Raw genomic sequence first — 13301 nt, 5'->3', positions numbered from 1 at the left:
TAAATTTTCTGAATTCATTTGCATTAAAAATTTATGAAGTTGGTTATTTATTTATTTTATTTTCCATGTTATATTAAGAACAGTTGGAGAAGACGTTAAATGTTTTTGTGCGTTTTCCGAAAAAGGGACCATACATAATTTTCTAATACGCGCCTGAATGTTTGTTTTGACAGATAGCTCTAACTAACATTATATCTCTCGGGAGGGGTTTTAAGGTGAAAAAGCGTACATTTGCTTTAGCACTATCAATGATTATTGCTTCTGGCGTTATCCTAGGTGCTTGTGGTTCGAGCAGCGACGATAAAAAAAGTAGCAGTGATAAGAGCAGTAAAGATTTTACAGTAGCAATGGTTACAGATACTGGTGGTGTTGATGACCGTTCGTTTAACCAATCTGCATGGGAAGGCTTACAAAAATTTGGTAAAGCTAACGACATGGAAAAAGGTACTGATGGTTACAACTACTTGCAATCAGCTTCTGAAGCAGACTACAAAACAAACTTAAACACTGCTGTTCGTAGCGACTATGATTTGATTTATGGAATTGGTTACAAACTGAAAGATGCAATTGAAGAAGTTTCTAAACAAAAACCTAAAAATCAATTCGCTATTGTTGATGACACAATTGATGACCGTGATAATGTAGTAAGTATTGGATTTAAAGATAACGATGGTTCTTACCTTGTTGGTGTTGTAGCCGGCTTAACAACAAAAACAAATAAAGTTGGATTTGTTGGTGGGGTAAAAGGAACTGTTATCGACCGTTTTGAAGCTGGTTTCACTGCTGGTGTAAAAGCTGTTAATCCTAACGCACAAATTGATGTGCAATATGCAAACGATTTCGCTAAAGCAGACAAAGGACAACAAATCGCTTCTTCCATGTATTCAAGTGGAGTTGACGTAATTTTCCATGCTGCTGGTGGTACTGGTAACGGTGTCTTTGCAGAAGCTAAAAACTTGAAGAAAAAAGATCCTAGCCGTGCTGTTTGGGTAATCGGTGTTGACCGTGACCAATGGGACGAAGGAAAAGTTACAGCAAACGATGGCAAAGATTACAATGTAACACTTACATCTGAAATCAAACGCGTTGATATCGCTGTAGATGACCTTGCAACTCGTGCTAAAGCTGGAGATTTCCCAGGCGGAACTAAAATTGAATACGGTCTTGATAAAGATGCTGTAGGGCTTTCTGAACATCAAGATAATATTTCAAAAGACGTTTTAGCTAAAGTAGAAGAATACAAACAAAAAATCGTTGATGGGGACATTAAAGTTCCAGAAAAACCTTGATTTTATAGTTATAAAAACTGAGTAATACGAACGAAGTAAAACCTTTTATGAAAGTCGGCATGCAACGTGTCGACTTTCATAAAAAATTAATTTGTAAGCGTTTTAATTTGATAGGTAAACCCTTTTACTAAAAGAAAATAATCGGTATATTGGAATTTATGATTGCAATGAATGCCATTTAGAAATAAAATAAGGAGATGGCTTTTTTAATCGCTTAAAAATGCAAGGCAAGCTTTCGTACATAGATGGTATAATAAAACGTGTTTTTACAACATACCAAAGCATTGAAGCGAGGAAGTCATTGAACAACAAACGGATAAAAAACTCGGAACCTTCTTCGGGAGGAAGTACGGGGAGAGGCGGCGTCCTTCGAGAGAATCGCGCGTGTGGCTGTTTTTCCAGTTTGAACCAGACGACAAGGGGAGTGAAGAAGTGGACTTTGTTATTGAAATGTTAGGAATCAGGAAGGAATTCTCTGGATTTGTAGCAAATGATAACATTACCTTACAGTTAAAGCAGGGAGAAATTCATGCTTTGTTAGGTGAGAATGGCGCAGGTAAATCTACGCTAATGAATGTCTTGTTTGGTTTATATGAACCAGATGGTGGCGAAATTCGTGTTCGTGGTACGAAAGAAAATATTAATAGCCCGAACAAAGCAAATGAGCTTGGAATCGGAATGGTCCATCAGCATTTCATGTTAGTGGATAAATTCACGGTTGCAGAAAACATCATCCTTGGTAAAGAGCCAAGCAAACTAGGTGTTATCGAAAAGAAAAAAGCGATTGAAGAAATTAAAGAAATTTCTGATCGTTACGGCTTGCGAGTGGATCCAAATGCGGTTGTGCGCGATATTTCTATCGGTATGCAACAACGTGTAGAAATTCTAAAAACACTTTATCGTGGTGCGGACATCCTAATTTTTGATGAACCAACAGCTGTTTTAACACCCCAAGAAATCAAAGAACTAATCCAAATTATGCGTTCTCTTATAAAAGAAGGCAAATCAATCATTTTAATCACACATAAACTAAAAGAAATCATGGATGTTTGTGACCGTGTAACTGTTATCCGTCGTGGTAAAGGCATGGGTACAGTAAACGTTCCGGAAACAACGCCACAAGATTTGGCTAATTTAATGGTTGGCCGTGAAGTCGTCTTTACAACAGAAAAAATTGATGCAACTCCTGGAAAAGATGTTTTAGAAGTAAAAGATTTAGTCGTGAAAGAAAGTCGCGGCGTCGAAAGTGTTCGCGGACTTAATTTGACTGTCAGAGCTGGCGAAATCGTTGGAATAGCTGGGGTCGATGGTAATGGTCAAAGTGAACTTATTTCTGCGATTGCAGGTCTTTCTAAAGTAACTAGCGGAAGCATCCTTCTAAACGGCGAACATATCGAAAACAAAAAACCACGTAAAATTACGGAAGCTGGTTTAGGACATATTCCAGAAGACCGTCACAAACATGGTTTAGTACTCGAAATGTCGCTTGGAGAGAATATTGCTTTACAAACATATTATAAAAAACCTATTTCTAGCAAAGGTTTCTTAAATCATAAAGCAATGTACGACTTTGCGCGTGAGTTAATTGAAGAATACGATGTTCGTGCAAGTAGCGAATACGTAGCAGCAAAATCACTTTCTGGTGGTAACCAACAAAAAGCGATTATTGCAAGGGAGATAAATCGTAATCCAGATTTCTTAATTGCGGCTCAACCAACACGTGGACTAGATGTTGGTGCAATTGAATTCATTCATAGACGCTTGATTGAACAACGAGATAAAGGGAAAGCAGTATTACTTATGTCGTTTGAATTAGATGAAATTATGAATGTAAGTGACCGTATCGCGGTTATTTACGAAGGGAAAATCGTTGCTATTGTTGATCCGAAAGAAACAACGGAGCAAGAGCTTGGCCTAATGATGGCTGGTTCATCCAAACAGGAAGCGGAAATGGGGGAGAAAGAGCATGTCTAAACGACTACAAGCATTAGTTATCCCAGTTACAGCCGTTATTCTTGGACTTATCTGCGGTGCGATTATCATGCTTATTTTTGGATATGACCCAATTGCAGGTTATTCAGCACTTGTAGAAGGCGTTATCGGAGAACCTTTCTACATCGGTGAAACAATTCGCCAAGCTACACCATACATTTTAGTTGGTCTATCTGTTGCTGTTGCATTTAAAGCCGGACTTTTCAATATCGGTGCAGAAGGTCAAATGCTTATGGGGTGGTTAGGTTCAATCATCATCGCAGTAAACTTTGATGGTTTAACAAAATGGATTCATTTACCACTTGCGATTATCACTGGTATGGTTTTCGGTGCAATTTGGGCATTCATTCCAGGTATTTTAAAAGCAACTTTACGTGTAAATGAAGTTATTGTAACAATCATGCTTAACTATACAGCACTTTATATTTTCAACTATGTAGTGCAAAACTTACTTACAGATGGTTTAGATAAAACGCAAGAAGTTCATGCGTCTGCGTCTTTACAATCTGAATTATTACAATCGTTGACGGATTATTCCTCGTTACACTGGGGGATATTGATTGCTCTTGGTTTCGCAATTATTATTTGGATAATGTTAAATAAAACTACTTTCGGTTACGAAATCGAAGCAGTTGGATTTAACGAAAATGCATCGCAATATGCCGGTATGAGTGTTAAGAAAACAATTATCTTTTCCATGGTTATTGCCGGAGCGCTTGCTGGTCTTGGTGGCGTAATGGAAGGTCTTGGAACATATGGAACGGCTTATGTACTAACTTCTTCTCCAGGGATTGGTTTTGACGGTATCGCCGTTGCTTTACTCGGAGGAAGTTCTCCAATTGGGATTGTCTTCTCTGCCATCTTGTTTGGCGCTCTAAAAGTCGGAGCACTAAATATGCCAGCAGTTGCAGGCGTTCCAAACGAATTAGTCAATGTAATTATCGCTCTGATTATCTTCTTTGTGGCATCCAGCTACATTATCCGCTGGGCGATGGCAAAATTTAAGAAGGGGGCGAAAGCAGAATGACAGCCATTTTAGCGACAATTGTTTCTAGTACACTGCTTATGGCAGGCCCACTAATTTTTACTGCTCTCGGGGGCGTTTATTCAGAACGAGGCGGTGTGGTTAATATTGGACTAGAAGGTATGATGGTAATGGGAGCATTCTCGGCTATCGTCTTCAACCTTACTTTCCAAGATACTTTTGGCAATTTAACTCCTTGGATATCACTTATCGCAGCGATGGTCGTTGGGGGATTATTCTCTCTTGTACACGCTGTTGCAACTATTAATTTCCGCGCTGACCACGTAATCAGTGGTGTAGCGATTAACTTTTTAGCAACTGGTCTATCTTTATTCCTTGTAAAAGTAATTTACGATAAAGGCCAAACAGATCAAATTAAGTACTACTTTGGTAAACCGGATATTCCTGTTTTGAGTGATATTCCAGTCATTGGTGATATTTTCTTCAAAAACATTCCGGTAATGAGTTATGTGGCGATTATTTTCGCTATCGTATCTTGGTTTATTATTTACAAAACACGCTTTGGTCTTCGTCTTCGTTCTGTAGGGGAACATCCTCTTGCAGCAGACACAATGGGAATCAAAGTTCGTTGGATGAGATACCAAGGTGTTATCATTTCTGGTATTCTTGGTGGTCTAGGTGGCGCGGTTTACGCCCAATCCTTTACACTTGATTTCGGACATGCAACTATTTCCGGACAAGGTTATATGGCCCTTGCAGCGATGATTTTTGGTAAATGGAATCCGCTTGGAGCGATGGGAGCAGCAATTTTCTTCGGTTTTGCGCAATGTTTGGCAATTACCGGTGGATCACTACCATTCTTCAAAGACATTCCAGACGTTTACTTACAAATTGCGCCTTATGTATTAACAATCCTTGCGCTTGTTGGCTTTATCGGTAAATCCGAAGCGCCAAAAGCAGACGGTGTGAACTACATTAAAGGTAAATAATACGAGTGAACAGCCTAGATTAAATTCTAGGCTGTTTTTTTATGCTAGAAAATTGTGTGTCACAACAACTTACGATACAATAGGAAAGTGAGATCATTGCTTGAAAGGAGCATTATAATGACAGACAAAATATTTCAAGAAAAAGTTGGCCCAGTTGCCCTGACAATTGTTCCAACCCAAAAATATAAATCCAACAAAATTGTTTTTAAATTTCGCGCTCCATTAGAAAGAGAGACAGTAACTAAACGGGCTTTGCTTTCGATATTATTAGAAACAAACAGTGAAAAATATCCAACTCAAACGGATTTTAGAAAACAATTAGCGAACCTTTATGGTGCCAATTTTTATACAACAACTGCCAAAAAAGGCAATGAACATGTACTGACCGTTATTTTCGATATGATTGACGGACAATATGTATCTGATGGCAATCATATTTTGCAAGATGCGTTTGCCTTTATTGAACAAGCTTTATTCCATCCAAACGTTGCAAATGGTGCTTTCAATGAAGAAACACTTACTCGTGAAAAAGAGAATTTAAAAAGTAGTTTAGAAGGCATTTACGATGATAAAATCCGTTTTGCTTCCAAACGATTAATAGAAGAAATGTTCCAAGACGATGCATTTCGCTTTGGTTCAGCTGGTATTTTGGAAGATATTGACGCTATCACAGCGAAAGATTTGTATGAATACTATTTACAATTTATCGCAGAAGATACGGTCGAAATGTTTATTTGCGGAGATGTAAAAACAGAAGAAGTCATGCCGCTTATCGAAAAAATGGCTTTTGCGCCGCGTGCTGAACGAAAAGGTGTTTTTTATACAAAAGAAGCACCAAAAGAAGTACGTGTTATTCATGAGCAACAAGCGATTAACCAAGGGAAACTTGTACTTGGCTATCAAACAGAAACATTATTTGGAGATGATGATTTCGTTGCGCTTCAACTTGCCAATGGTCTGCTTGGCGGATTTGCTAACTCCAAAATCTTTATCAATGTGCGTGAAAAAGCAAGCCTAGCTTATTATGCTTCTAGTCGTATTGATTCTTTCAAAGGGTATATGATTATTTCAGCTGGAATTGATGAAGTGAATTACGAACAAGCTTTATCAATTATTGAAGAACAAATCGTTGCAATGAAACAAGGCGATTTTACAGAAGATGAATTAAACCAAACAAAAGAAATGCTTATTAACCAATTACTTGAAACAAATGACCAAGCACAAGGCCTGATTGAGCTCGTATACAACAATGTTTTACGTGAAGCAAACTTAGACCTAGAAAACTGGATTAAACAAATTAAACAAGCGACGAAAGAAGAAGTAGTTGCTGCCATCAATAAAATTAAACCAGACACAATTTATTTCTTGAGTAAGGGAGGAGAAGAACTTCATGGAAAAAATCACATTTGAGCAAGTAAAAGAAGCAGTCTTTCATGAAAAAATGGCAAATGGCTTACAAGTATATCTTCTTCCAAAACAAGGATTTAGTAAGACTTATGCTGTATTCACAACAAACTACGGTGCCATCGATAATAATTTCGTCCCAATTGGCGAAACCGAATTCACGAAAGTTCCAGACGGCATTGCCCATTTCTTAGAGCATAAAATGTTTGAAAAAGAAGACGGCGATGTATTCTTCAAATTTGGCGAAAAAGGTGCATTCACGAACGCGTTCACCTCTTTTACCAAAACAGCATATCTTTTCTCAAGCACTTCTCGTGTAGAAGAAAACTTGGAAACGTTAATTGACTTCGTACAAGAACCATATTTTACCGAAGAAACTGTCGAAAAAGAAAAAGGCATTATCGGCCAAGAAATCAGAATGTATGATGACGATCCGGATTTTCGCGCATATTTTGGCGTAATTGAAAACATGTATCATAATCACCCAGTAAAAATCGACATCGCTGGAACAGTTGAATCCATCGCGGAAATTAACAAAGATTTACTTTACCTATGTTATAACACGTTCTATCACCCGAGCAACATGGTACTTTTCGTTGTAGGTAACTTAGAACCTGAACAAATGATGGACCAAATTCGTTCTAACCAAGCGAAAAAAGAATTTCCTGAAGCTGCACCAATCAAACGTCATTTCCCGGAAGAACCGAAAACCGTTGCTGTAAAAGAACGCAAAATCCATTTCCCAGTTCAAATCGCTAAAAATTTAGTGGGGATTAAAGAAGATATCGGTTCCATGGAAGGACAAGCGGCATTAAAACAAGAAATTATCGGTGATGTTGCCTTGGAAATGCTATTTGGCACAACTTCTGACACCTACTTGAAGTTATATAACGAAGGAATCATTGATGACACATTTGGCTATGATTACACACTTCAAGATAGCTTTTCATTCGTGCTAGTTGGCGGCGACGCAAAAGACCCGGACAAACAAACAGCCAAAATTAAAGAAGCTATTCAAGCAGCGGCTAAAAATGGTTTAAGTGAAGCTGATTTAGCACTCGTTAAACGCAAACGCATCGGCCAATTTTTACGTTCGTTGAATTCGCCTGAGTTTATTGCGAACCAATTTAGCCAATACGTTATGAAATCAGTTTCTTTGTTTGATATTTTACCTTTAATGGAAAAAGTGACCTTAGAAGAAGTAAATAGCTTCGTTAAAAACTTGGATCAAGAAGAGCGGACAACGAGTTTCCAATTACTTCCAGAGCAATAAATAAATTTATGTCTTTTTTTAGTATAAAAAATGGCATAAATTCTCGAGTCATGCTATCATAAAAGAAATAGACTGGAAAGGGTTGCCTTTTTTTGGATAAAGAGATAAAATATGCTTTTGTAACTGGAGCTAGCGGAGAAATTGGGCAAGCGATTTGTTTATCCCTTGCGAAAGCTGGCTGGAACTTGTATCTTCACTATTATCAAAATAAAGAAGCAGTAGAAAAATTATTGCCACAATTACAAGCGGAAGAAGTAGATGTTATGCTCATTCAAGCTGATTTTGATGATTTAACAAGTTTAGCAGAAATGGAAAAGCAGGTTTTTCAAATAGACGCTTTTATTCATGCGGCAGGGCACGCCCACTATAGTTTATTCCAGGATACTACAGATACAAATATAGCTGAACTGTGGAATGTTCATATGTTCATGCCAATGAGATTAATCCGTACTTTTATGCCAAAACTAATGAAAAGTAGCCAAGGTAGAATTATTTTCATTAGTTCAATATGGGGAGAAATTGGTGCGTCAATGGAAGTAGCGTACTCCACTGTAAAAGGTGCACAAATAGCCTTTTGCCGTGCGCTAAGCCAAGAAGTAGGACTGTCTGGAATAACTGTTAATGCGGTTACGCCAGGAGTTGTAGCAACAAAAATGATGGATCAATTTGCAGACGACGAGAAGGAAATGCTTCGTCAAGAAATTCCTTTAAAACGTTTTGCAAAACCCGAAGAAATTGCAGAAACAGTAGAATTTTTAACAAGCAAAAAAGCAAGCTATATCACTGGAGAAGTTTTGCGCTTAAATGGCGGTTGGCTTATGTAATTTTTAGCAAAAAAATGGAAATTTGAAATTAGTAATGGTAGGTGTTTAATTTTGACAGAACTCGGTGATAAACTGAAACAAGCTAGACGTGAAAAAGGACTCAGTTTAGATGACTTGCAACAAATAACGAAAATTCAAAAACGTTATTTAGTAGCGATTGAAGAAGGAAATTATGCTGTAATGCCTGGAAAATTTTATGCAAGGGCATTTATTAAACAATACGCAGAGGCAGTTGGGCTTGATAGCACAACACTTTTCGACGAGTTTGAAAGCGAAGTTCCTGAAACACCGCAACAAGAAGTAGTAAATAACGAGCCAACACGCGTACAAAGTAAAAGAAATCCAATTCCTGCACAAGCTGTAGGTAATCAGACTAACGCTCGTAATCGTTTCTTTGATATTTTACCAAAAATCCTTATCGCTTTATTTATCGTTTTTATTCTTTTCATCGTTTGGTTCTTCTTGCTCAATAAACAAGATAATTCCACAGAAAAAGTAAAAACAGACACAAGCAATCCTACTGTAAAAGTAGAAGACTCAACAAAAAATGAGGACACAAGTAAGGATACAGAGAAAAAAGATACGACATCTGACGAAGATAAATCAACTGAAAAAACAGAAGATACATCCAAAGAAGTGGAAGTGACTAAAGGAGAAACATCGGGTAATGCCACTACGTACACAGTGAAAAATACCGATAAAATGACTTTATCACTTAGCGCAACGGGTGATTCATGGATTGGTGTTTCCGATGCAAATGGTAGCACGATTCAAAATATAACACTATCTACGCAAAATCCATCCACTGAAATTGATTTGGGCGATAACAAGACAGTTTCTATCGTGATCGGAAATTCTCCTGTTACTACTGTCAAAATCAATGGCAAAGAGCTGGAACTTGCGCCTGATCTTGTTAAACAAGTCTTAACAATTAACTTAGAAGCGAGCGACACTAGCTCAGATGCTGAATAATTTGTTTTATATGGCGAAATCTGCTCATTAGATTTCGCCAACATTTTTTATAAATACATACTTTTTAAATGTGAAAAAGGAGAGAAAAAGATGAATTTACCAAATAAATTGACGGTTATCCGTATTTTTATGATACCAATTTTTGTCATTCTTTGTGTGGTACCGTTTGACTGGGGAAGCGTTACTTGGCTTGATTCGACTATTCCTGTTACAAGTTTAGTAGCAACAATTATTTTCATCGTAGCAGCCCTTACAGACTGGTTTGATGGGCATTTAGCTCGTAAGTATAACCTGATTACCAATTTCGGGAAGTTTGCAGATCCGATGGCAGATAAATTACTTGTAGCGGCAGCGTTTATTATTCTTGTAGAAATGCATATCGCTCCATCTTGGGTAGTTATTTTAATTATTAGCCGTGAGCTAGCTGTTACCGGCCTACGTTTATTACTAGTTGAGGGCGGCGAAGTATTAGCGGCAGGTCAACTTGGTAAAATTAAAACATTCACACAAATGATTGCTATTCCACTAATGTTATTAAACAATTTCCCATTTGCTTGGACTGGCATTCGCGTTGATTTAGTTTTCTTATATGTATGTGCGTTCTTTGCAGTATGGTCAGGAATCGACTACTTCTACAAAAACCGTGGCGTATTCAAAGGTTCTATGTAATAAATGAAAAAAGCATACCATTGTGTGCTTTTTTTCTATACAAAAATGAATTGGGGATGAAGCATAATGGCAAGTGCAGAAATTATTGCAGTAGGAACAGAGTTATTACTTGGACAAATTGTGAATTCTAACGCGGCATTTATTTCACAAGAATTAGCCGCTGACGGGATATATGTATACCATCATACGGTTGTTGGAGATAATCCGACACGTTTAAAAGAAGTAATCGAGATTGCTGAAAAACGCAGTGATATTTTAATTTTCACAGGTGGGCTTGGGCCAACTGAAGACGATATTACGAAACAAATTTTAGCGACCCATTTACAAAAACGATTAGTGGAAGACGAATACCACATGAATAAAATCACCGAGTATTTCGCTTCCAGAAATAAACCGATGACGGAAAATAATAAATTGCAAGCTGTTATCATAGAAGGTTCAATTGTCCTAAATAATGATTATGGTTTTGCTGCTGGAATGTATTTGAAAGAGAATAAGCATACCTATGTGTTACTTCCGGGACCACCGTCTGAAATGAAACCGATGTTTACGAGTTATGCGAATCCACTTCTTTTAAGCGAAAGTGGTGATCAAAATGTTTTAGAATCCAAAATTTTGCGCTTTTTTGGCATTGGAGAATCGCAATTAGCGGCAGATTTAAACGATTTAATTATTACGCAAGTTAACCCGACGATTGCGACTTATGCAGGCGATAATGAAGTAGTTGTGCGAATTACGGCAACCGCTAAAACGCAAGAAGAAGCTAGCGCGCTCGTTCGGGATACTGAACAAGAAATATTACGTCGTGACGGTACTTTCTTATATGGTTACGGAGAAGTTTCCTTGTCCGAATTAGTGACGGCAATACTGCTAGAAAAAGAGTTAACAATCTCTGCTGCAGAAAGTTTTACTGCCGGATTATTCCAAGCTGAAATTGCTCGTTTCCCCGGCATTTCTAAAATTTTCAAAGGTGGAATGGTAACTTACAGCGAGGAAGCGAAACAATCTATTTTAGAAGTTTCACCTCAAGTAATAAAAGAAAAAGGCGTCGTGAGTGAGGAATGCGCAAAAGAAATGGCTGAAAATGTAAGTCGTCTTTGTAATACTGATATCGGTGTTAGTTTCACAGGTGTTGCGGGGCCAGATAGTTTAGAAGGGCATCCAGCAGGCACTATATGGATTGGATTAAGTGTGAAAGGTCACGAAACTGAAGCTTATCAATTTGTGTATGGGAGAGATAGAAATCATAATCGTCACCGTGCAGTGATGCAAGGATTTCAGCTAATTAAGCAATTTTTAGATGCAAATAAGTAATTTTCACTAGAATAAAATGAAATAACAGCTTGAAAAAATCAAAATTAGGCTATAAAAAAGTATTAGACGAACGCTTGAAATCCCGTTATAATGGGAAAGAAAGCAGCCGGTGCTTACACAAAATAAAAAAATACGAATAAATGTTCGCTTTTTGCTTGCTTCTCACTCTAAAATGCGTTATAGTAATTCTAGGAAAAACATTCTGACTGTTTTTTGAGAGAGAAGAAGTAGAAAAACAGCTATTAGGATATTTATGAAGGAGGCAACATTGTGAATGATCGTCAAGCGGCATTAGACCAAGCTTTAAAACAAATTGAAAAACAATTCGGTAAAGGTTCCATTATGAAATTAGGGGAACATTCAGATCAAAATATATCTACTATTTCTAGTGGTTCATTAGCATTAGATATTGCATTAGGAGTTGGCGGATACCCTCGTGGACGTATTATTGAAGTATACGGACCAGAGAGTTCTGGTAAAACAACGGTTGCACTTCACGCTATTGCAGAAGTACAAGCGCAAGGCGGAACAGCAGCATTTATCGATGCAGAACACGCGTTAGATCCTGCTTATGCTAAAAACCTAGGCGTAAACATTGATGAATTACTATTATCTCAACCAGATACAGGGGAACAAGCCTTGGAGATTGCAGAAGCTTTAGTTAGAAGTGGCGCAGTTGATATGCTAGTAATTGACTCTGTTGCAGCACTTGTACCACGTGCTGAAATCGAAGGTGAGATGGGCGATGCGCACGTTGGTTTGCAAGCTCGTTTAATGTCTCAAGCATTACGTAAACTTTCTGGTGTTATTAATAAATCAAAAACCATTGCTATATTCATTAACCAAATTCGTGAAAAAGTTGGTGTTATGTTCGGTAACCCTGAAATCACACCAGGTGGACGTGCGCTTAAATTCTACTCGACTGTTCGTTTAGAAGTAAGACGTGCTGAACAATTGAAACAAGGTACAGACGTAATGGGTAACAAAACGAAAATCAAAGTTGTAAAAAATAAAGTAGCACCACCATTCCGTATTGCTGAAGTAGATATTATGTATGGTGAAGGTATTTCGCGTGAAGGTGAGCTTGTTGATATGGCCGCTGAAGTGGATGTAATCAATAAGAGTGGTTCATGGTATTCTTATAAAGAAGAACGCATCGGTCAAGGCCGTGAGAATGCAAAACAATATCTGAAAGAACACACTGATATTCGTGACGAGATTTCTAAACGCGTTCGTGAAGAGTATGAAATTGACGGCAACAAAGAACCTCTTGACGAAAACGAAGAAACTTTAAGCTTACTAGATGATGAATAAATAATTGCTAAATACGTGATGGGAATTTACTTCCTGTCGCGTATTTTTTGTTATTTTAAAAAAACTAAGGAAAATAGTGTGACATTTCATTCCTTTCCTTGACATTGTATGCTTTGACCTATAAAATTAAGTTGTATATTTTATATTGCTGGGAGACAAGGGGGAAGTTTTTCCTTTGAAAATCGGCTTCAACTGAATGGGGAGATTAGCACTCGGTTGTTGATGAAAAATACGCATGTGCCAGAATTCTGGCCACCGACATAACAATAACGAAAA

At 37.7% G+C, this 13301-nt stretch carries 11 protein-coding genes; all 11 read left to right on the top strand.

Going from position 1 to position 13301, the window contains the following annotated elements; genetic code table 11:
- Positions 1 to 215: 215 nt before the first annotated feature.
- The 11 genes from HCJ55_RS06940 (at position 216) to recA (ending at position 13025) form a co-directional block, all read left to right on the top strand.
- Positions 216 to 1289 carry a BMP family lipoprotein gene (locus HCJ55_RS06940; RefSeq protein ID WP_185391325.1) on the top strand — a complete coding sequence of 358 codons (1074 nt, stop codon included), beginning with the start codon at positions 216 to 218 and terminating at the stop codon, positions 1287 to 1289.
- Positions 1290 to 1721: 432 nt separating this feature from the next.
- Positions 1722 to 3263 (top strand): ABC transporter ATP-binding protein, encoded by a 1542-nt coding sequence (locus tag HCJ55_RS06935; protein ID WP_008947766.1) that lies wholly within the window; start codon positions 1722 to 1724, stop codon positions 3261 to 3263.
- A complete protein-coding gene (locus HCJ55_RS06930; protein ID WP_008947767.1) occupies positions 3256 to 4308 on the top strand; it encodes an ABC transporter permease in 1053 nt (350 codons plus the stop codon). Before HCJ55_RS06935 ends, HCJ55_RS06930 begins: the two co-directional genes overlap by 8 nt.
- The gene (locus HCJ55_RS06925) at positions 4305 to 5255 is read left to right on the top strand and encodes an ABC transporter permease (protein WP_003723916.1); all 951 of its coding nucleotides are present in this window, start codon (positions 4305 to 4307) and stop codon (positions 5253 to 5255) included. The genes HCJ55_RS06930 and HCJ55_RS06925 overlap by 4 nt, the downstream gene beginning before the upstream one ends.
- Before the next feature lie 117 nt (positions 5256 to 5372).
- Positions 5373 to 6665 carry an EF-P 5-aminopentanol modification-associated protein YfmF gene (yfmF, locus tag HCJ55_RS06920; RefSeq protein WP_185517562.1) on the top strand — a complete coding sequence of 431 codons (1293 nt, stop codon included), beginning with the start codon at positions 5373 to 5375 and terminating at the stop codon, positions 6663 to 6665.
- The gene (gene yfmH, locus HCJ55_RS06915) at positions 6646 to 7932 is read left to right on the top strand and encodes an EF-P 5-aminopentanol modification-associated protein YfmH (protein WP_185517560.1); all 1287 of its coding nucleotides are present in this window, start codon (positions 6646 to 6648) and stop codon (positions 7930 to 7932) included. The genes yfmF and yfmH overlap by 20 nt, the downstream gene beginning before the upstream one ends.
- Before the next feature lie 92 nt (positions 7933 to 8024).
- Positions 8025 to 8756 carry an elongation factor P 5-aminopentanone reductase gene (ymfI, locus tag HCJ55_RS06910; protein WP_185503572.1) on the top strand — a complete coding sequence of 244 codons (732 nt, stop codon included), beginning with the start codon at positions 8025 to 8027 and terminating at the stop codon, positions 8754 to 8756.
- 51 nt (positions 8757 to 8807) lie between these two features.
- Positions 8808 to 9728 carry a helix-turn-helix domain-containing protein gene (locus tag HCJ55_RS06905; RefSeq protein WP_185517558.1) on the top strand — a complete coding sequence of 307 codons (921 nt, stop codon included), beginning with the start codon at positions 8808 to 8810 and terminating at the stop codon, positions 9726 to 9728.
- A gap of 90 nt (positions 9729 to 9818) precedes the next feature.
- Positions 9819 to 10397: a CDP-diacylglycerol--glycerol-3-phosphate 3-phosphatidyltransferase gene (gene pgsA, locus HCJ55_RS06900; RefSeq protein ID WP_003723921.1), complete on the top strand. Its 579-nt coding sequence runs from the start codon at positions 9819 to 9821 to the stop codon at positions 10395 to 10397.
- A 66-nt stretch (positions 10398 to 10463) separates the two neighbouring features.
- A complete protein-coding gene (locus HCJ55_RS06895) occupies positions 10464 to 11711 on the top strand; it encodes a competence/damage-inducible protein A (RefSeq protein WP_185517555.1) in 1248 nt (415 codons plus the stop codon).
- Positions 11712 to 11981: 270 nt separating this feature from the next.
- Positions 11982 to 13025, top strand: a complete 1044-nt coding sequence (recA, locus tag HCJ55_RS06890; protein WP_008947774.1) for a recombinase RecA — start codon at positions 11982 to 11984, stop codon at positions 13023 to 13025.
- Positions 13026 to 13301 lie beyond the last annotated feature (276 nt).

The sequence above is a fragment of the Listeria marthii genome (assembly GCF_014227425.1).
GTDB classification, from domain to species: domain Bacteria; phylum Bacillota; class Bacilli; order Lactobacillales; family Listeriaceae; genus Listeria; species Listeria marthii.
This window is presented reverse-complemented; position numbering and strand designations above follow the sequence as displayed.

Bases quoted from the DNA above. Each gene is read 5' to 3' on its own strand.
- yfmH (WP_185517560.1), top strand. From the start codon at position 6,646: ATGGAAAAAATCACATTTGAGCAAGTAAAAGAAGCAGTCTTTCATGAA.
- HCJ55_RS06925 (WP_003723916.1), top strand. From the start codon at position 4,305: ATGACAGCCATTTTAGCGACAATTGTTTCTAGTACACTGCTTATGGCA.
- yfmF (WP_185517562.1), top strand. From the start codon at position 5,373: ATGACAGACAAAATATTTCAAGAAAAAGTTGGCCCAGTTGCCCTGACA.
- HCJ55_RS06895 (WP_185517555.1), top strand. From the start codon at position 10,464: ATGGCAAGTGCAGAAATTATTGCAGTAGGAACAGAGTTATTACTTGGA.
- pgsA (WP_003723921.1), top strand. From the start codon at position 9,819: ATGAATTTACCAAATAAATTGACGGTTATCCGTATTTTTATGATACCA.
- HCJ55_RS06930 (WP_008947767.1), top strand. From the start codon at position 3,256: ATGTCTAAACGACTACAAGCATTAGTTATCCCAGTTACAGCCGTTATT.